At 71.8% G+C, this 19,462-nt stretch carries 16 protein-coding genes, 1 pseudogene and 1 riboswitch; of the genes and pseudogenes, 13 read left to right on the top strand and 4 right to left on the bottom strand.

Annotated features, from left to right (window positions below):
- The first annotated feature begins 186 nt into the window (after positions 1-186).
- The 10 genes from clsA (at position 187) to IE096_RS10290 (ending at position 10,523) form a co-directional block, all read left to right on the top strand.
- Positions 187-777 carry a cardiolipin synthase ClsA gene (gene clsA, locus IE096_RS10335; RefSeq protein ID WP_189450851.1) on the top strand — a complete coding sequence of 197 codons (591 nt, stop codon included), beginning with the start codon at positions 187-189 and terminating at the stop codon, positions 775-777.
- 127 nt (positions 778-904) lie between these two features.
- Positions 905-3,400 (top strand): mannose-1-phosphate guanyltransferase, encoded by a 2,496-nt coding sequence (locus tag IE096_RS10330; protein ID WP_189450850.1) that lies wholly within the window; start codon positions 905-907, stop codon positions 3,398-3,400.
- 138 nt (positions 3,401-3,538) lie between these two features.
- Positions 3,539-4,420 carry a DUF881 domain-containing protein gene (locus IE096_RS10325; RefSeq protein ID WP_189450849.1) on the top strand — a complete coding sequence of 294 codons (882 nt, stop codon included), beginning with the start codon at positions 3,539-3,541 and terminating at the stop codon, positions 4,418-4,420.
- Positions 4,417-4,749, top strand: a complete 333-nt coding sequence (locus tag IE096_RS10320) for a small basic family protein (RefSeq protein ID WP_071964751.1) — start codon at positions 4,417-4,419, stop codon at positions 4,747-4,749. Before IE096_RS10325 ends, IE096_RS10320 begins: the two co-directional genes overlap by 4 nt.
- 5 nt (positions 4,750-4,754) lie before the next feature.
- Positions 4,755-5,762: a DUF881 domain-containing protein gene (locus IE096_RS10315; RefSeq protein WP_229820090.1), complete on the top strand. Its 1,008-nt coding sequence runs from the start codon at positions 4,755-4,757 to the stop codon at positions 5,760-5,762.
- A gap of 130 nt (positions 5,763-5,892) precedes the next feature.
- Positions 5,893-6,738 carry an FHA domain-containing protein gene (locus tag IE096_RS32145; protein ID WP_373298066.1) on the top strand — a complete coding sequence of 282 codons (846 nt, stop codon included), beginning with the start codon at positions 5,893-5,895 and terminating at the stop codon, positions 6,736-6,738.
- A 41-nt stretch (positions 6,739-6,779) separates the two neighbouring features.
- On the top strand, positions 6,780-7,559 hold the full coding sequence (gene ftsR / locus IE096_RS10305; RefSeq protein WP_189450848.1) for a transcriptional regulator FtsR: 780 nt from the start codon (positions 6,780-6,782) through the stop codon (positions 7,557-7,559).
- Between the two features lie 51 nt (positions 7,560-7,610).
- Positions 7,611-8,084, top strand: coding sequence for a bifunctional nuclease family protein (locus IE096_RS10300; RefSeq protein WP_126913184.1), 474 nt, complete (start codon positions 7,611-7,613; stop codon positions 8,082-8,084).
- 147 nt (positions 8,085-8,231) lie between these two features.
- A complete protein-coding gene (locus IE096_RS10295; protein ID WP_189450847.1) occupies positions 8,232-8,873 on the top strand; it encodes a MerR family transcriptional regulator in 642 nt (213 codons plus the stop codon).
- A gap of 126 nt (positions 8,874-8,999) precedes the next feature.
- Positions 9,000-10,523: a DNA polymerase IV gene (locus tag IE096_RS10290; RefSeq protein WP_189450846.1), complete on the top strand. Its 1,524-nt coding sequence runs from the start codon at positions 9,000-9,002 to the stop codon at positions 10,521-10,523.
- On the opposite strand, the pseudogene IE096_RS31970 reads toward IE096_RS10290, so the two are convergent.
- Positions 10,487-10,816: pseudogene (locus IE096_RS31970) on the bottom strand (PRC-barrel domain-containing protein); the annotation flags it as partial. The gene IE096_RS10290 and the pseudogene IE096_RS31970 overlap by 37 nt on opposite strands.
- 120 nt (positions 10,817-10,936) lie before the next feature.
- Positions 10,937-11,046, top strand: a riboswitch (glycine riboswitch).
- Positions 11,047-11,236: 190 nt separating this feature from the next.
- On the opposite strand from IE096_RS31970, the gene gcvP reads away from it, so the two are divergent.
- Positions 11,237-14,122 carry an aminomethyl-transferring glycine dehydrogenase gene (gene gcvP / locus IE096_RS10280; RefSeq protein WP_189450842.1) on the top strand — a complete coding sequence of 962 codons (2,886 nt, stop codon included), beginning with the start codon at positions 11,237-11,239 and terminating at the stop codon, positions 14,120-14,122.
- Positions 14,123-14,231: 109 nt separating this feature from the next.
- Here the strand turns inward: gcvP and IE096_RS10275 are convergent, their stop codons facing one another.
- Together IE096_RS10275 and IE096_RS10270 are read right to left on the bottom strand one after the other, a co-directional pair.
- A complete protein-coding gene (locus IE096_RS10275; protein ID WP_189450841.1) occupies positions 14,232-14,438 on the bottom strand; it encodes a DUF5999 family protein in 207 nt (68 codons plus the stop codon).
- 371 nt (positions 14,439-14,809) lie between these two features.
- Complete coding sequence (locus tag IE096_RS10270; protein ID WP_189450839.1) at positions 14,810-15,397, bottom strand: hypothetical protein; 588 nt, start codon at positions 15,395-15,397, stop codon at positions 14,810-14,812.
- A gap of 483 nt (positions 15,398-15,880) precedes the next feature.
- Here IE096_RS10270 and IE096_RS10265 point away from each other — a divergent pair, with 483 nt between their 5' ends.
- Both IE096_RS10265 and IE096_RS10260 read left to right on the top strand, forming a co-directional pair.
- Positions 15,881-17,386, top strand: coding sequence for a glutamate-cysteine ligase family protein (locus IE096_RS10265; protein ID WP_189450837.1), 1,506 nt, complete (start codon positions 15,881-15,883; stop codon positions 17,384-17,386).
- A 157-nt stretch (positions 17,387-17,543) separates the two neighbouring features.
- Complete coding sequence (locus IE096_RS10260) at positions 17,544-18,338, top strand: CPBP family intramembrane glutamic endopeptidase (protein WP_189450993.1); 795 nt, start codon at positions 17,544-17,546, stop codon at positions 18,336-18,338.
- An 18-nt stretch (positions 18,339-18,356) separates the two neighbouring features.
- On the opposite strand, the gene IE096_RS10255 is transcribed toward IE096_RS10260, so the two are convergent.
- A complete protein-coding gene (locus IE096_RS10255; protein WP_189450834.1) occupies positions 18,357-19,190 on the bottom strand; it encodes a PhzF family phenazine biosynthesis protein in 834 nt (277 codons plus the stop codon).
- Between the last annotated feature and the right edge of the window lie 272 nt (positions 19,191-19,462).

Here is a 19,462-nt window from a genome sequence, read left to right as displayed (position 1 = left end):
GGGGGACCCTGTGGGAGAGTAGGACGCCGCCGAACTCCTTTTAGAGAAAGCCCTGGTGGGGACACTGTCCCCACCAGGGCTTTTTTGCGTTGTGCGGCCGTCGTAGCCCCCTCTGCGTGACCCCCGGACGGCTGGGGGTAAGGTCAGGGGGAATCGTTGGTACATATCCCCACAGGAGGCCCCCGGGTGGAGGTCCAGGAGACGCGTGTCCAGACCGACCGTGTCCTCACCATCCCGAACATCCTCAGCATGGCGCGCCTCGTCGGCGTTCCCCTGTTCCTGTGGCTGATTCTTCAGAAGTACGACGGCTGGGCGCTGCTCGTCCTGGCGCTCAGCGGTGTCAGCGACTATCTCGACGGAAAGCTCGCCCGGCGCTGGAACCAGGTCAGCAGCCTCGGCCGGCTGCTCGACCCGGCCGCCGACCGGCTCTATGTCCTCTCCACCCTCTTCGGTCTGACCTGGCGTGAGATTCTTCCGCTCTGGCTGACCGTGGCCCTGCTGGCCCGCGAGGCGATGCTGCTGGTCATGGTGTGGATCCTGAGGCGCCACGGCTATCCGCCGCCCCAGGTGAACTTCCTCGGCAAGGCCGCGACCTTCAACCTGATGTACGCCTTCCCGTTGCTGCTTCTCAGTGATGGATCCGGCTGGCTCTCGTCCCTCGCCGCGATTTTCGGATGGGCGTTCGCCGGATGGGGTACAACCCTCTATTGGTGGGCAGGGATCCTCTACGTGGTCCAGGTCCGCCGACTCGTCCGGGCGGATGCCACGGCCGACTGATCTCGCCGTACCCACCGGCCTCACGGGGCAGGAGCCCCTGTGGGCGCGCGTGGACGCGCGGCCCGGCCGGGCTCGTCGGGCGGTTTCGTCGGCATGACCGTCGTCTCTCAAGGAGGACGCTTCCGACATGAAGGCCGTCGTGATGGCCGGAGGCGAAGGCACCCGCCTTCGCCCCATGACCTCGAGCATGCCCAAGCCGCTCCTGCCCGTGGCCAACCGCCCGATCATGGAGCATGTGCTCCGCCTGCTGAAGCGGCACGGGCTCACCGAAACCGTGGTGACCGTACAGTTCCTGGCCTCCCTGGTGCGGAACTACTTCGGTGACGGTGAGGAGCTCGGCATGGAGCTCACCTATGCCAACGAGGAGAAGCCACTCGGCACCGCGGGCAGCGTCAAGAACGCCGAGGAGGCGCTCAAGGACGATGCCTTCCTCGTCATCTCGGGCGACGCCCTCACCGATTTCGACCTCACCGACCTGATCCGTTTCCACAAGGAGAAGGGCGCCCTGGTCACGGTCTGTCTGACGCGCGTCCCCAATCCGCTGGAATTCGGCATCACGATCGTCGACGAGCAGGGCAGGGTCGAACGCTTCCTGGAGAAGCCCACCTGGGGTCAGGTCTTCTCCGACACCGTCAATACGGGCATCTATGTCATGGAGCCCGAGGTCTTCGACTACGTGCGGCCCGATGTCCCGGTCGACTGGTCGGGGGACGTCTTCCCGCAGCTGATGAAGGAAGGCAAGCCCATCTTCGGCTATGTGGCCGAGGGCTACTGGGAGGACGTCGGCACCCACGAGAGCTATGTGAAGGCGCAGGCCGATGTCCTGGAGGGCAAGGTCGACGTCGACATGGACGGCTTCGAGATCTCGCCCGGCGTCTGGGTGGCCGAGGGCGCCGAGGTGCATCCCGACGCGGTCCTGCGCGGCCCGCTCTACATCGGCGACTACGCGAAGGTCGAGGCCGGCGCCGAGATCCGGGAGCACACGGTCGTGGGCTCCAACGTCGTCGTCAAGAGCGGCGCCTTTCTCCACAAGGCCGTCGTCCACGACAACGTCTACGTCGGTCAGCAGAGCAATCTGCGCGGCTGTGTCATCGGGAAGAACACCGACATCATGCGGGCGGCCCGGATCGAGGACGGCGCCGTCATCGGCGATGAGTGCCTCGTCGGTGAGGAATCGATTATCCAGGGCAATGTCCGGGTCTATCCCTTCAAGACCATCGAGGCCGGCGCATTCGTCAACACCTCCGTCATCTGGGAGTCCCGGGGCCAGGCCCATCTCTTCGGCGCGCGCGGCGTGTCCGGGATCCTCAATGTGGAGATCACGCCCGAGCTGGCGGTCCGGCTCGCCGGGGCGTACGCGACGACGCTGAAGAAGGGGGCCACCGTCACCACGGCACGTGACCACTCCCGTGGTGCGCGTGCCCTCAAGCGCGCGGTGATCTCGGCCCTTCAGGCCAGTGCCATCGACGTCCGCGACCTGGAGAACGTCCCCCTGCCGGTGGCCCGGCAGCAGACCGCGCGGGGCAGTGCCGGCGGCATCATGATCCGTACATCACCCGGGGTGCCGGACTCGGTGGACATCATGTTCCTGGACGAGCGCGGCGCCGACCTCTCCCAGGCGGGGCAGCGCAAGCTCGACCGGGTCTACGCCCGCCAGGAGTACCGGCGTGCGTTCCCCGGCGAGATCGGCGATCTGTCCTTCCCCTCCAGCGTCTACGACTCCTACACGGGTTCGCTGCTGAGGTCCGTGGACACCACCGGGGTCGCCGAGGCGGGGCTGAAGGTGGTCGTCGACGCCTCGAACGGCAGCGCGGGGCTCGTTCTGCCCAGCCTGCTGGGCCGGCTGGGCGTGGACGCGCTCACCATCAACCCCGGGCTGGACGAGGCCCGTCCCACCGAGACCGCCGACACCCGCCGTTCCGGGCTGGTGCGGCTGGGGGAGATCGTGGCGTCGGCGCGGGCCGCGTTCGGGGTGCGGTTCGACCCGGTGGGCGAGCGGATCTCGCTGGTGGACGAACGCGGCCGCATCGTGGAGGACGATCGCGCGCTGCTGGTCCTGCTGGACCTGGTGGCCGCCGAGCGGCGCAGCGGGCGGGTGGCGCTGCCGGTGACCACGACCCGGATCGCCGAGCAGGTGGCCGCGTACCACGGGACGCAGGTGGAGTGGACGACGACGTCGCCGGACGATCTGACGAGGGTGGGCCGGCAGGAGTCGACGATCTTCGGTGGCGACGGGCGCGGCGGCTTCATCATCCCGGAGTCCAACAGCGTCTTCGACGGTACGGCCGCTTTCGTCCGGTTGATCGGGCTGGTGGCCCGGACCCAGCTCACGCTCAGCCAGATAGACGCGCGGATCCCCAGGGCGCACGTCCTGCGCCGGGACCTGGCCACGCCGTGGGCCGTCAAGGGCCTGGTGATGCGGCATGTGGTGGAGGCCGCCGGGGACCGCTCGGTGGACACGACGGACGGGGTGCGGGTGGTCGAGGCCGACGGGCGCTGGGTGATGGTGCTGCCGGACCCGGCGGAGGCGGTGACGCATCTGTGGGCGGAGGGGCCTGACGACGCCTCCGCGCAGGCGCTGCTGGACGAGTGGTCGGCGGTCGTGGACGGCGCCGGGCGCTGACGGCCCCGGGGGGCGTCGTCCTGCCCGGGCCGGGGGATGTCCCCCCGGTGTTCCGGGAGTGTCGTGAATCCGTACCGGATCCGGCACGCCGGTGGGGCCATTGGGAGACGACGCCCCCGACGTGCGACGATGTGCGGCATGTCGCAGCAGCCCCCCGTTCGGAGCACCTCGTCGCCACCGTCGCGTCCCGACGCGTCGATGTCGCTGCTGACCAATGTGATGGATCACAGCCTCGACGAGGGCTACGCGGAGGCGGCGGCCCGGCGGGCCGAGGGCGGCAAGGGCCTGCCGAGCACCCTGCGGGCGAAGTTGGGGCTGGCCGCCGCCTTGCTGCTGTCGGCCGTCGTGGTGACGCTGGGGGCGGCGCAGGCGCGGATATCGGCACCGACGCTGGCCAAGGAGCGCGAGCAGCTCATCCAGCGGATCGAGGCGGAGACCTCCGCCGCCGACAGCCTCCAGAAGAACGTCGACTCCCTGCGGGACGCGGTCGGCACCAAGCAGCGTGACGTGCTGCGGAAACACGGTGGGGACAAGGCCGAGTTGGTGTCGCTGCTCGCCGGGGCCACGCCGGTGCGCGGGCCCGGGATCAAAGTGATGGTCGACGACGCCAAGCAGGCCCGGACCAGTGGGGGCGGGCCCCGGGAGAGCAGTGGCTTCTCCGACACCGGGCGGGTGCGCGACCGCGACATGCAGCGTGTCGTCAACGGTCTGTGGCAGTCGGGCGCCGAGGCGATCGCCATCAACGGTCAGCGGCTGACGGCGCTGTCGGCGATCAGGGCCGCGGGTGACGCCATACTGGTCGACAACAGACCGCTGGTGCCGCCGTACACGGTGCTGGCGATCGGGGACGGGCAGCGGCTCAGCACCGCGTTCCAGGACAGCGTCGACGGCCAGTACCTGCATGTGCTCCAGCAGAACTACGGGGTCCGCGCGAGCATTTCCACTCAGGACGAGGTCCGGCTGCCTCCCGCGCCGAGTCTGATCGTACGTACCGCAACACCAGGGAAGGGCACATCGTGATCGCCGTATTGGGCCTCATCGTGGGAGTCGTGGTCGGGCTGGTCGTCCGTCCCGTGGTGCCGACGGCGGTCGAGCCCTACCTTCCCATCGCCGTCGTGGCGGCGCTCGACGCGGTGTTCGGCGGCCTCCGGGCGATGCTGGACGGGATCTTCGACGACAAGGTCTTCGTGGTCTCGTTCCTGTCCAACGTGGTCGTGGCCGCGCTCATCGTCTTCCTGGGCGACAAGCTCGGCGTCGGCGCGCAGCTGTCCACCGGTGTGGTGGTCGTCCTCGGCATTCGTATCTTCTCCAACGCGGCCGCCATCCGACGGCACATCTTCCGGGCGTGAGACCGATGAGCGCAGACGACACTCCCGACAAGTCCGGACAGCAGGGGCGGCCGGAGGAGCCGGAGAAAGAGGAGAAGCGGGAGCGGCCCGAGCCGCCGGCCGGGGCATCGGGCGAGCGCGCCGGGGCACCGGGCGAGCCGGGGACGGAGCGCCCGGAGGAGGAGCGTTCCGAGCCGGCGCCCGAGGAGGCCGCGGAGCCGGAGGCCGGGGTGCCCGGGCCCGGGGAGCCCGGTCCGGAGCAGGCCGTACCCGGCCCCGTCCCCCCAAAGAAAACCGCTCCCGAGGCCGTCCCGTTGACGGGGCGTCAACGGCTGATGAGCGGGCTGTGGCCCCCAAGGCTGACGCGTGCCCAGCTCACCGTGGCGGTGCTGCTGTGCGTCCTCGGGCTGGGCCTGGCCATCCAGGTCCGTTCGACGAGCGACAACAGCGCACTGCGCGGCGCCCGGCAGGAGGATCTCGTAAGGATCCTGGACGAACTGGACAACCGCACCAAGCGGCTGGAGGACGAGAAGCGCCGGCTGGACGGTCAGCGGTCCGAGCTGGAGAGCAGCTCCAACCAGGCCGCCGAGGCCCGTAAGCAGACCGCGCAAAAGGAGGAGCAGCTCGGGGTGCTCGCGGGTACGGTGGCGGCCGAGGGGCCCGGCATCGAGCTCACGGTGAGCGACAGCAAGGGGACCGTGGAGTCGGACAAGCTGCTCGACACGATCCAGGAGCTGCGGGCCGCGGGCGCGGAGGCGATCCAGATCAACGATGTCCGGGTCGTCGCGGGCACCTATTTCTCGGGCTCCGCGGGAAAGGTGGAGATCGATGGGAAAAAGGTCTCGCAGCCCTATAAGTTCAAGGTCATCGGCAAGCCCCAGGACCTGGAGCCCGCGCTGAACATCCCCGGTGGTGTGGTGCAGACTCTCGAGAAGGAGCAGGCGTCGGTGAGTGTCTCCCGGTCTGAGAAGATCATTGTGGACGCCTTGCGCCCGGCGAAGCGGCCTGACTACGCTCGGTCGTCATCGCAGTGAGACGGGCGCGCGAGCGGGGCCCATGGGGAGGGCGGGAGGTTGCGGGGGGTCGGCGCACCAAGTCAAGGGTGCGTGATGGAAACTGTCTGTTGACTGCGGACGTTGTAGAGATGTCCAGGTCGGACGGTGTGTGCAGCAAGGGTTTGTCCTGCCCCACGGGCGGGTCTGTTTCGGTCAAGGGGAATCGCCCGTGAAGTTGTTTGCGAAGTTGTTCGGCAAGAGCGCACGCCAGGACGGCGGTACCGCCCGGCACCGGGCGCCGCGGTCCGGGGAGGGCGGCGAGAACGCCCAGGAAGGCCGCCCGCTGTTCCGGGACCAGGTCGACGCCCAGGGCTACGGGGGCGACATTCCGGGCGGTCCGGGCGCGTCCGCTGTTGACCCTGCCCAGGCGGGGCGCATAGGTTTCGGGGCACCAGCGACCTCAAGTGCGGGTGGAGGGTTTGCCTTGCCGGTATGTACGAGGTGTGGCCACCGGAACGCCGAGGCCAGCCGGTTCTGTTCCAACTGCGGTGCTCCGCTGCGGCCGGGTGCGGTCGCCGAGCGCGCGTCGGAGACGACCTCGACCATCTCCATCTCCGGTCTCGAGGCGTACGACTCGGAGACCACCGGCCAGACGGCCATCCCGGCGCTCTCGCCCGAGGCGCAGGCCGCGGTCGAGGCGCTGCCCCAGGGCTCGGCCCTGCTGGTGGTCCGCCGGGGCCCCAACTCGGGCAGCCGTTTCCTGCTGGACGCGGAGGTGACCACCGCGGGCCGGCACCCGCAGAGCGACATCTTCCTCGACGACGTCACCGTCTCGCGCCGGCACGTGGAGTTCCGCCGGGGCCACGACGGCAGCTTCACCGTCACCGACGTCGGCAGCCTCAACGGCACCTACGTCAACCGTGAGCAGATCGAGTCGGTCGTCCTGTCCAACGGCGACGAGGTGCAGATCGGCAAGTACCGGCTGGTCTTCTTCGGCAGCCAGCGGGGGATCTGACCGTTCCCGGACGCGGTCCGGGGCACCTCCAGGGAAGGGCCATGCTTCGAACACCGTCGGGCGGTACCGGATCCTCCGGTGCCGCCGGCGCGGAGGGCCGGCTGGTGAGCATCGGAACGGTGCTCAACCTGTTGCGCGAGGAGTTCCCCGAGGTCACCATCTCCAAGATCCGTTTCCTGGAGGCGGAGGGCCTGGTGGAGCCCCGGCGCACCCCGTCCGGCTACCGCAAGTTCAGTACGGAGGACGTGGCCCGGCTCGCGTACGTGCTGCGCGTGCAGCGCGATCACTACCTCCCGCTCAAGGTCATCCGGGAGCAGCTGGACGCCCTGGCCCGGGGCGAGCGGGTCCAGCTGCCCGCCCCCGCGCAGCCGAGGGACGCCCTCGACCTCGCTGACGTCCTGGACGAGCCCGGGGCGCCCGCGACGGCCCCGGGAGGGCCCGAGGGGCCCGTGACGGCCCGTATCGGCCGTACGGAGCTGCTGGCGGGCGCCGGGGTCACCGAGGAGGAGCTGGCCGAGTGGGAGTCCTACGGGCTGCTCACGGCCCACCCGGACGGCGGATTCGACGCCGACGCCCTCACGATCGCCAAGCTCGTCGCCGACCTGGGCCGTTTCGGCCTTGAGCCGCGCCATCTACGGGCCGTGAAGGCCGCCGCCGAGCGGGAGGCCGGTCTCGTCGAGCAGGTGGTCGCCCCCCTGCGCCGGCACCGCAATCCGCAGACCAGGGCCCATGCCGAGGCCACGGCCAGGGAACTGGCCGCCCTGTCCGTACGGCTCCACGCGGCCCTGGTGAGGGCCGCGCTCCAGCCCCGTGGCCAGTGACAGTGAGTGCCCGACTACCCAAACCCGCCGGGCACGGCCTAGGGTTGCTGTGTGAACGAGCTCGATGTCGTGGGTGTCCGGGTGGAAATGCCCTCAAACCAGCCGATCGTGCTCCTGCGTGAAGTGGGAGGCGATCGCTACCTCCCGATTTGGATCGGACCGGGAGAGGCGACGGCGATCGCCTTCGCCCAGCAGGGCATGGCGCCTGCCCGTCCGCTGACCCACGACCTGTTCAAGGACGTGCTGGAGGCGGTCGGACAGCAGCTCGCGGAGGTTCGCATCACGGATCTGCGCGAAGGCGTCTTCTACGCGGAGCTCGTCTTCGCCAGCGGGGTGGAGGTCAGCGCGCGGCCGTCCGACGCCATAGCGCTCGCGCTGCGCACCGGCACGCCGATCTACGGCAGTGACGGGGTGCTGGACGACGCGGGGATCGCCATCCCGGACGAGCAGGAGGACGAGGTGGAGAAGTTCCGCGAGTTCCTCGACCAGATCTCGCCGGAGGACTTCGGCAGCAGCAGCCAGTAGGCCGCATTCGAGTAGCTTTTCCCGCTACCTGGACACGTAAAACCACTCTCAGGGTGATTATCACTCGGCGTGCCGAGTGTGGCGATCGTTGACGCACCCCGAGCGACTGCCTACCGTCGAGAAGGCAGGTCAAGGACGGAGGTCGGCGTGAGAAGCACGGGCGACGGTACGGCGGTCGGCGGTCCGTATCCGCTGCATGGGGGAACGGTCGAACCAGTGCCCCGCTATTCCGCGACGGCGGCGGTGACCACCCCACGGGGAAGCGAGTCCGAGGGCGCGGTCGCCTCCCGGAGCTCCGAAGGCATCGGCTACCGGGGGCCGACGGCGTGCGCGGCCGCGGGCATCACCTATCGGCAGCTCGACTACTGGGCGCGCACGGGGCTCGTGGAGCCCAGCGTGCGGCCCGCCTATGGGTCGGGCAGCCAGCGGCTCTACAACTTCCGGGACGTGGTCGTCCTGAAGATCGTGAAGCGGCTGCTGGACACCGGGGTCTCGCTCCAGAACATCCGCACCGCCGTGCAGCATCTGCGCTCGCGCGGCATGGCGGACCTGGCGCAGATGACGCTGATGAGCGACGGCGCCACGGTCTACGAGTGCACCTCGCCCGACGAGGTCGTCGACCTCCTCCAGGGCGGCCAGGGTGTCTTCGGGATCGCCGTGGGCGTCGTCTGGCGGGATGTCGAGAGCGCCCTCGCCCAGCTCCACGGGGAGCGGGTGGACACCGGTGAGACGCTCGTGGGCCACAACCCGGCCGACGAGCTCGCCCGCCGCCGCAACCGGGCGGGCTGAGGCCCCCCGGGGCCGTCGGTACGACAGCGTGACAGGGCGCCCCGCGCAGGCCGTGACAGCGGTCGGCGCGGGGCGCCTCTTCGTACATCGGTGCGAATGTCAGTGGTATGCGGCAGCATCTGTCCTGTGAGGGGTGCGCCGACGATTCTCCATCTGGACATGGACGCGTTCTACGCTTCGGTGGAGCAGGCGTCCAAGCCGAGCCTGCGCGGAAAACCCGTGGTGGTGGGCGGGCTGGGCCCCCGCGGCGTGGTGGCCACGGCCTCGTACGAGGCGCGGGTCTTCGGCGTCCACTCCGCCATGGCGACGGCGCAGGCCCGCAGGCTCTGCCCCAACGCCGCCTATCTCACCCCGCGTTTCGCCCTGTACCAGCGGGTCAGCCAGGTGGTGATGGGGCTGCTGGGCGAGCTGTCCCCGCTGGTGGAGCCGCTCAGCCTCGACGAGGCGTTCGTCGACCTCGAAGCGGGCGGGGTGCCGCCCACCGGTGCGGCCGCCCGCGCGGTGGCGGAACGGCTGCGGCGCGACATCGAGGCGGCCACGGGGCTCACGGCCTCGGTGGGGCTGGCCGGGTCCAAGATGTTCGCGAAGATCGCCTCCGAGGAGGCCAAACCGGACGGCCTCAAGATCATCGAGCCCGGCACGGAGCTGGAGGTGCTCGGCCCGATGTCGGTCCGGACGATTCCGGGCGTCGGCCCCGCCACCGCCGAAACGTTGCGGCGCGCCGGCATCACCACCGTGGCCGAGACGGCCGAGGCCGGTGAGGACGAGCTGGTGCGCCTCCTCGGCAAGGCCCACGGCGCCGGGCTCCACGCCCTGGCCACCGGGCACGACGACCGCCCCGTCGTCGCCGAGCGGGACGCCAAGTCCGTGTCCGTGGAGGACACCTTCGCCGAGGACCTCACCGACCGGACCCGGGTGCAGCTGGAGCTCGCCCGCCTCGCCGACCGCTGCGTGACCCGGCTGCGCGGCGCCGGGCGTTCGGGCCGCACGGTCGTCATCAAGGTCCGGCGGTACGACTTCTCGACCCTGACCCGCTCGGAGACCCTGCGCGGCCCGACCGACGACCCCGCCGTGGTGCGCGAGGCGGCCGCCCGGCTGCTGGAGGGAGTGGACACCACGGCCGGGGTGCGGCTGCTGGGCGTGGGCGTCTCGGGCCTCGCCGACTACACCCAGGAGGACCTCTTCGCCCAGGCCGCCGCCGGCGCCGCCGAGGCCGCGGCGGCGGCCAGGGCGGCCGAGGACGCCGGGGCGGCACCCCACGAGCCCGAGACGTCCCAAGAGCCCCAGAAGGCCCCCGAGGGGCCGCCGCGGTGGCTTCCCGGGCTGGACGTCCGCCACGACGAGCACGGGCCGGGCTGGGTGCAGGGCAGCGGCGTGGGACGCGTCACCGTCCGCTTCGAGGAACCCTGGTCGGCGCCCGGCCGGGTGCGGACCTTCCGCGTCGACGACCCGGCGCTCCACCCCGCCGAGCCCCTGCCGCTGATCCGCCCGGCCGACGATCAGCCGCCCGCGCCGCCCGCCCCCTCCGGGTCCCCGGACGCGGGCTCCCCGGACGCGGAATCCCCGGCGGCCGTGCCGTCGGGCGCCGGGGGCGGAGGCGGCGTCGGTGGCGGCGGTGCCGGCTCGGGCGAGGGCAGCTCCAGCCCGTAGTGCCGGTAGAGCCGCAGCTCCTGCGCGGGGGAGAGGTGCCGGCCCACCCCGAAACCGGGCGCCTCCCTGATCAGCGCGCGCTCGAAGGGGATGCGCAGCCCGTCGTCCTCCACCCGGCTCGGCTCCAGCGGCACGAAGGCGTCCCGGCCGAAGAGGCCGGTGCGCACGGCCGCCCACTCCGGCACCCCGGTCGCGTCGTCCAGGTACACCTCGTCCACGGTGCCGATCTTCACGCCGTCCCGGTCGAAGGCCTTGCGCCCGATGAGGCTCCGGGGGTCGATGTCGGTCTGCACGGCTCCTCCGCTGCTCCCCGCCCATGACGGTCCTCGTCACCACGAAAAACCACGAAGGTGAAACCGGCCACTCGGGAGATCCACCCGGAAACCCTCGCTGGTAGGCTGGCCAGTGGCCGCAGACCCCGTGCGGGAGAGCTCTTCTCGAAGCCCACAAAGGCGTTCGTGGAAGGCGCCGAAGGAGCAAATCCTCCCCGGAATCTCTCAGGCACCCGTACCGCATGGACGAGGTCACTCTGGAAAGCAGGGCGGGCCCAGGTCAGGCAGCAACGCCGAAGCCCCTCCTCACCGACGGTGAAAGCCGGGTCGTGCGCCGCGGCCCGGTGAAGCTCTCAGGTTGAGATGACAGAGGGGGAGGCCGTCCGGGTACCCGCGCCGTGGTGCCCCTCGCAGGTCGCATCGACCAGGAGGCCTCCGCAGATGACCGTCCACCGCATCGCCCTCACCGACCTGGAGCGCGGCACGCCCTTCGAGGCGCGCCACATAGGTCCCGACACCGCCGCCCAGGCCAAGATGCTCGCCCAGGTCGGTTTCGGCTCGCTCGACGAGCTCACCGCCGCCGCGGTGCCGGACGCGATCAAGAGCGCCGGGGCGCTCGGTCTGCCCGACGCCCGCACCGAGGCCGAGGTCCTCGCCGAGCTCCGCTCCCTCGCCGACCGCAACACCGTGCTCACCTCCATGATCGGCCTGGGCTACCACGGCACGTTCACCCCGCCGGTGATCCTCCGCAACGTCATGGAGAACCCCGCCTGGTACACGGCCTACACGCCCTACCAGCCGGAGATCTCCCAGGGCCGCCTGGAGGCCCTCCTCAACTTCCAGACGGTCGTCGCCGACCTGACCGGGCTGCCCACCTCCGGCGCCTCCCTCCTCGACGAGGGCACCGCCGCCGCCGAGGCCATGTCCCTCTCCCGGCGCGTCGGCAAGGTCAAGGACGGTGTCTTCCTCGTCGACGCCGACACCCTCCCGCAGACCGTCGCCGTCATCGAGACGCGCGCCGAGCCCACCGGCGTCGAGGTCGTCGTCGCCGACCTGTCCGCGGGCATCCCCGAGGAGCTCGCCGAGCGCGGCGTCTTCGGCGTCCTGCTCCAGTACCCCGGGGCCTCCGGCGCCGTGCGCGACCTCCGCCCGGTCATCGAGCGGGCCCACGAGCTCGGCGCGATCGTCACCGTCGCCGCCGACCTCCTCGCCCTCACCCTCCTCACCCCGCCCGGTGAGCTCGGTGCCGACATCGCCGTGGGCACCACCCAGCGCTTCGGCGTCCCCATGGGCTTCGGCGGCCCCCACGCCGGATTCATGGCCGTCCGCGACAAGTTCGCCCGCAGCCTGCCCGGCCGCCTCGTCGGCGTCTCCGTCGACGCCGACGGCGACAAGGCCTACCGCCTGGCCCTCCAGACCCGCGAGCAGCACATCCGCCGCGAGAAGGCCACCAGCAACATCTGCACCGCCCAGGTGCTCCTCGCCGTCATGGCCGGCATGTACGCCGTGTACCACGGCCCCGAGGGCCTCGCCGCGATCGCCCGCCGCACCCACCGCTACGCCGCGATCCTCGCCGAGGGCCTGCGCGCCGGGGGTGCCGAGGTCGTCCACGGCGCCTACTTCGACACCGTCACCGTGCGCGTGCCCGGCCGGGCCGCCGAGGTCGTCGAGGCCGCCCGCGAGCGCGGCGTCAACCTCCGCCGGACCGACGCCGACCACGTCGGCATCTCCTGCGACGAGACCACCACCCGCGCCCACCTGGCCGCCGTCTGGGCCGCGTTCGGCGTGGAGGCCGACGTCGAGACGCTCGACCGGACGACCTTCGACGCGCTCCCCGAGGGCCTGCTGCGCGGCGACGAGTACCTCACCCACCCGGTCTTCCACCAGCACCGCTCCGAGACCGCGATGCTGCGCTACCTGCGCCGCCTCGCCGACCGCGACTACGCCCTGGACCGGGGCATGATCCCGCTCGGCTCGTGCACGATGAAGCTCAACGCCACCACCGAGATGGAGCCGGTCACCTGGCCGGAGTTCGGCCAGCTGCACCCCTTCGCGCCCATCGAGCAGGCCGAGGGCTACCTCACCCTCATCACCGAGCTCGAGGAGCGGCTCGCCGAGGTCACCGGCTACGACAAGGTCTCCCTCCAGCCCAACGCCGGCTCCCAGGGCGAGCTCGCGGGCCTGCTGGCCGTCCGCGCCTACCACCGCGCCAACGGCGACACGCAGCGCACCGTCTGCCTCATCCCCTCCTCCGCGCACGGCACCAACGCCGCCAGCGCCGTGATGGCCGGCATGAAGGTCGTCGTCGTCAAGACCGCCGACGACGGCGAGGTCGACGTCGAGGACCTGCGCGCCAAGATCGAGCAGCACCGCGACGAGCTCGCCGTGCTGATGATCACCTACCCCTCCACCCACGGCGTCTTCGAGGAGCACGTCGCCGACATCTGCGCGGCCGTCCACGACGCCGGCGGCCAGGTGTACGTCGACGGCGCCAACCTCAACGCCCTGGTGGGCCTGGCGAAGCCGGGCCGGTTCGGCGGCGACGTCTCGCACCTGAACCTCCACAAGACCTTCTGCATCCCGCACGGCGGCGGCGGCCCCGGTGTCGGCCCGGTCGCCGTCCGCGCCCACCTCGCCCCGTACCTGCCCAACCACCCGCTCCAGCCCACCGCGGGCCCGGCCACGGGCGTCGGCCCGATCTCGGCCGCGCCCTGGGGCTCCGCGGGCATCCTGCCGATCTCCTGGTCGTACGTCCGCCTGATGGGCGGCGAAGGCCTCAAGCGCGCCACGCAGGTCGCGGTGCTCGGCGCCAACTACATCGCCAAGCGCCTGGAGCCCCACTACCCCGTGCTCTACACCGGCCCGGGCGGCCTGGTCGCGCACGAGTGCATCGTGGACCTCCGGCCGCTGACCAAGGCGACCGGCGTGAGCGTCGACGACGTCGCCAAGCGCCTGATCGACTACGGCTTCCACGCGCCGACCATGTCCTTCCCGGTCGCCGGCACGCTGATGATCGAGCCGACGGAGAGCGAGGACCTCGCCGAGCTCGACCGGTTCTGCGAGGCGATGATCGCTATCCGCGCCGAGATCGAGAAGGTCGGCACGGGGGAGTGGCCCGCCGAGGACAACCCGCTGCGCAACGCACCGCACACCGCCGCCTCGGTGACGGGCGCGTGGGAGCACCCCTACACCCGCGACGAGGCCGTCTTCCCGGGCGGGCAGTCGAAGGCCGACAAGTACTGGCCGCCGGTGCGCCGCGTGGACGGCGCCTACGGTGACCGCAACCTGGTCTGCTCCTGCCCGCCGCTGGACGAGTACGAGGGCTGACGGGTACCCGCACGGGTGGGGGCCGGTCCGGCGCTACGGCGCCGGGCCGGCCCCTCTCGCATGTCGTGTACCGCTGTGCGGCGTTCCGGGCGAGGGCGATGGCGCCGCGTCAGGCGGCGGTCACCACCTGGTCGGTGCCCAGCGCCCGGTGCGGGGCGATGATCTGTCCGTCCGGCAGCAGCTCACCGGTGTCCTCGAAGCAGAGGACGCCATTGCACAGAAGACTCCATCCCTGCTCGGGGTAGGCGGCCACGAGGTGGGCGGCCTCCCGGTCGGCGGAGTCGGCTGACGGGCACGTGGGCTGGTGCGGGCACATGGAAGTGATCTTTCGCTCTGATGTGGTGGCTGTCCTGCGGCTCGACGCGTCGCTCATGCCGCCCCCCGTTGTCATCGTCGGTCGGTCCCAGTCTTGCCCTACGGGCCTCGTTCCGCAGGGATTTCCCAGGGACGCTCCTCACAGGGTGATGACGCGTCACCCGCGCGGGCGGTTGCTCCCAACTGGACGGTCCCTTCGGGGGGTTCGGGATGGCCGCATCGGACTAGCCCGGAAGGGTGAAGGGTGGGAGCGGCGGTGCGCCCCGCGACTCCCCTGGTGCGGGGAGGCACGGGGCGCGACGGCTCCGGGGCCCGGCCGGGTCGGCTCCGCCGGTCCGTGAGGTTCGGTCCGTGAGGTCCGGTCGGGCGGCGTCAGGCCGTCGCCCGCAGCCGGTGCGGGGGCGCCAGCCGGGGCGTCAGCGCGGGCAGCAGATCGGCGGCCCGGTGCGGGCGGTGGGCCGCGATGCCGGGCGGCGCCGGGGCGAGGGGGACGAGCACGTCGCCCGGGGCGAACAGCTCGGAGGCGGCGTCGGCCGTGATGTCCGCGTGCAGCCAGAGGGTGAGCATGTAGAGCTCGGGCACCGACAGCAGCCGTGGCTGGTAGGCGGTGGCCAGCGCCTCGGCCTGGCACAGGGCCAGCTCGGTGGAGGCCACGTACGGTCCCTCGCAGAAGTGGGAGAACGCCCAGCCGTCCGCCGTGAGCACGGCCTCGCCGGCCGCCACGGCCCGCTCCCCCTCCTTGATCTGGAACCGCCAGCCGGTCAGCCGGGTGCGCGGCACCCCGCCGGGCTTGCCCGCCCGCTCCAGCAGGTGGACGGGCAGCGGGAGTTCGGTGCTGAGCGGGGTCCGGGCGGACCGCAACGAGGGGGTGCGGGCCTCACGGACGGCGGTGGGGGAACCGAGGGCCGTGAGGACCGTGCGGAGGGCAGGCGCGGGAGCAGGGGGAACATGCAGCGGCATGGTGGGTCGCCTCTCGCTCAAGGAAAGACACGGGGGTGCGGGGCGGGGTGCGGACGACGCTGTCGGCGTGCGGGGTCAGAGGGGGGCCGGGACCGACTCCGGGGCGCCTGCTCTCTGCCTCATTCCGGAGTTTATACGACACTTGTTCACATGATGTTTCGGCTAGCTGTCGCGGGTATTTCCGGCAAGGGCAATTCAGGTCCCGATTCCGGGGGGATTTCGGTGTTTTTGTGAAGGCCGCGCGCCCATGACCTCGGCTTCGTCACCGTATACGGTGGGCCGGATCCGATCGGTGTTTATCACCAGCGCATTGCGCCCCGCTCGCCGCTTGTTCCATGCCGACGGAATGTGCCGGAGCGCACCGGGTGAGAGCCTATCGCTTCCCCGTGCGCCGCGGGGCGTTATGGATCGTCCCGCCTGGGCATCATCGACCGTGACAAGAGGCCGGTGCGGCGGGCGGCCCGTCCGGGAGGGAGGCTTCGCATGGGGGAGAAGGTCGCGGCCCTGGGGTTCGACCTCGCCGACCGGCAGCGCCACCGGGAGAAGCTCCGGCGGTGTCTGGACGGGCTGGCGAGGCTGCTGGAGGAGAAGCGTTTCGACCGCCCCCGCAATCTCATGGGGCTGGAGATCGAGCTGAATCTAGCGGGTCCCGACGGTATGCCGAGCATGGTGAATGCCGAGGTGCTGGAGCGTATCGCCAGCCGGGATTTCCAGACCGAACTCGGGCGATTCAACCTCGAAGTGAACATCGTCCCGCACCGGCTCTCGGGAAGGGTTCTCGACCAGCTCGCCGAGGAACTGCGCACGGGCCTGTCCTACGCGGACCGCAGGGCCATGGAGGTGGGTTCCGGCATCGTCATGATCGGAATACTGCCCACGCTCACCGACCGGGACCTGGTCCATGCGAACCTCTCCGCCGCCGACCGGTACTTCCTGCTCAACGACCAGGTCGTGGCCGCCCGGGGCGAGGAGTTCACCATCGACATCGCCGGAGTGGAACGGCTGACCTGCACCGCGCGCTCCATCGCCCCGGAGGCCGCCTGCACCTCCGTCCAGCTCCACCTCCAGGTCACCCCGGGCCGGTTCGCCGCCGTGTGGAACGCCGCCCAGGCCGTCGCGGCGGCGCAGATCGCCGTCGGCGCCAACTCGCCCTTCCTCTTCGGCCGCGAGCTGTGGCGCGAGTCCCGGCCGCCGCTGTTCGTGCAGTCCACCGACACCCGCCCGCCCGAGCTGCGGGCCCAGGGGGTCCGGCCGCGCACCTGGTTCGGGGAGCGCTGGGTCTCCTCCGCCTACGAGCTCTTCGAGGAGAACCTCCGCTTCTTCCCCCCGCTGCTGCCCATATCCGGGGACGAGGACCCGCTGCGCGTCCTGGACGCGGGCGGCGTCCCGGAGCTCGCCGAACTGACCCTGCACAACGGCACGGTCTACCGCTGGAACCGGCCCGTCTACGGCATCGCCGACGGCGTCCCCCACCTCCGGGTGGAGAACCGCGTCCTGCCGGCCGGGCCCACCGTCACCGACGTCATCGCCAACGTGGCCTTCTACTACGGTCTGGTCCGCACCCTCGCCGAGGAGCCCCGGCCGGTGTGGTCCCGGATGCCGTTCGGGGTCGCCGCCGACAACTTCGACACCGCCTGTCGCGACGGCATCGACGCCGTACTGCGCTGGCCCCGGGCGGGCCGGACCGGCGGCCTCGCGCGGGTCCCGGCCGTCCGGCTCGTCCTGGACGAGCTCCTGCCCATGGCCTCGGCCGGGCTGGACGCGTGGGGGGTGGAGCCCGCCGATCGCGACCACTACCTCGGGGTCGTCGAGGAACGCTGTCTGCGCCGGGTCAACGGAGCCTCCTGGCAGGCCGCCGCCTACCACCGCGCGCTGGAGCACGGCCTGGACCGGGAGCGCGCCCTCGCCGTCACGACCCGCCGCTACCGCGAGCTGATGCACACCGGCGAGCCCGTCCACACCTGGCCCACGGACGCGCCCTCCCTGTGACCCCTTCCGGGGCGTCGCGTTCGGGGGCGTCGCGTTCGGGGCGTCGCGGCACCCCTGTGCGCGGGGGCCGGGAGGCTTCGGGCAAGCTGTGACCGTCGTGAGGACGGGCAGCTGGGAGGCGACGGTGCGGCAGAACGCTCGGGACGGCGGCGCGGGCATCCGGCCGGAGGCGCCCTCCGGGCCGGCGTCCGGCGCCGGGCACGCCCGGCGCCTGCTGCGCTCGGAGACGCTGATCGTCCTGGCGCTCTCGCTGGGCGCCAGCGCGGTCTCGGCGCTGATCAGCTTTGTCGGCGCGGCCACCCGGCCGGGCGGCCTCAAGCATCAGGCGGCCACCCTCAACGCCTCGCACGCCCCCGGCCGCCCCTGGCTCGACCTCGCCTGGCAGCTCTTCGGCATCGCGACCGCGCTCGTGCCCGTCCTCCTGGTGGCCCACCTCCTCACCCGCGAGGGCGCGGGGCTGCGGAGCATCGGCTTCGACCGGACGCGCCCCGGCACCGACCTGGCCCGGGGCGCGGCGGTCGCGGCCGCCATCGGCGGCAGCGGCCTGCTGTTCTACCTCGCCGTACGGGCGGCGGGCTTCAACCTGACCGTCGTACCGGAGCACCTGCCCCACGTCTGGTGGCGGATCCCGGTGCTGATCGCCTCCGCCGCGCAGAACGCGGTGCTGGAGGAGGTCGTGGTCGTCGGCTACCTGCTGCGCAGGCTGGGGCAGCTGGGCTGGACACCGGCCGCCGCCCTGGTGGCGAGCGCGGCGCTGCGCGGCTCGTACCACCTCTACCAGGGGATCGGCGGTCTGGTCGGCAACGCGGTGATGGGCGTGGTCTTCGTCCTCCTCTACCGGCGGTGGGGGCGCGTCGGGCCGCTGGTCGCGGCGCACGCGCTGATCGACATCGTGGCGTTCGTCGGCTACGCGCTGCTCGCGGGCAAGGTGGGCTGGCTGCCCACGGCCTGACCGCCCCGTTTCGACGGCTTACACCAGCAGTTCGCCGTCGACGACGGTCACGGCGGAACCGCTCAGCAGGGTCCGGTCGCCGCGCAGCGTGGTGCGCACCAGGCCGCCGCGCGCGGACGCCTGGAACCCGGTGAGCTCGTCGCGGCCCAGCCGGGCGGACCAGAACGGGGCGAGCGCGGTGTGGGCGCTGCCGGTGACGGAGTCCTCGTCGACGCCGACGTTGGGGAAGAAACAGCGCGAGATGTAGTCGTAGCCCCGCGCCGGGTCCTCGGCCGGCGCGGTGGCGATGACGCCCCGGCGGGAGTGGCGGCCCAGCGCCGCGATGTCCGGGGCGAGACCCCGTACGGTCGCCTCGTCGGCGAGCTCCAGCAGCAGGTCGCCGATGTGCGGTCCGGTGTCGTGGGCCGAGCGGGCCGTGGCGCCGAGGGCCCGCTCCAGTCCGTCGGGGACGGCGGTGGGGGTGAGCGGCGCCGTCGGGAAGTCCAGGGTGATCGTGCCGTCCTCGTGGGCGGTGGTGACGAGGACGCCGCAGCGGGCCGTGAACCGCACGGTGCCGGTGGCGGTGCCCGTGGTGTGCAGGACGTGCGCCGTGGCGAGCGTGGCGTGGCCGCACATGTCGACCTCGGTGGCGGGAGTGAACCAGCGCAGCGCCCAGTCGGCGTCGGAACCGGGCGGCAGCGGGTGGGCGAAGGCGGTCTCGGGGTGGTTGACCTCGGTGGCGACGCCCCGCAGCCAGGCGTCATCGGGGAAGCCATCGGGGAAGCCGTCGGAGTCGGAGTCCAGGAGCACCACTCCCGCCGGATTGCCGGCGAAGGGACGGTCGGTGAAGGCGTCGACGATTCGAATCCGCATGGCCGTGAACCTAGGGGCCCGGCGGGACCATCGCCACGGCCAATCTCCGGAAGGTGGCCCTGGATCGGGGTGGCCCGGCTGGCATCGGGGCCGCCGGTATCGGGCCGGGTGGGGCTCGGCGTCTGCCGGCGGCTTCCTCGGCCCGTCGTACACTGCGGCCGCCGCACTGCCGGCGCTCCCGGGCGCACGCGCCGACTCGGCACGAAGAGCGCTGCTGCCACGGCGTACGGCGCCCCTGTTCTGTGGCGGGGACAGCGTCGAGGCGGCGCGGC

The organism is Streptomyces abikoensis (assembly GCF_014648775.1).
GTDB classification, from domain to species: Bacteria; Actinomycetota; Actinomycetes; order Streptomycetales; family Streptomycetaceae; genus Streptomyces; species Streptomyces abikoensis.
The sequence above is the reverse complement of the archived record's forward strand: the minus strand, read 5'-3'. Positions and strand labels throughout refer to the sequence as shown.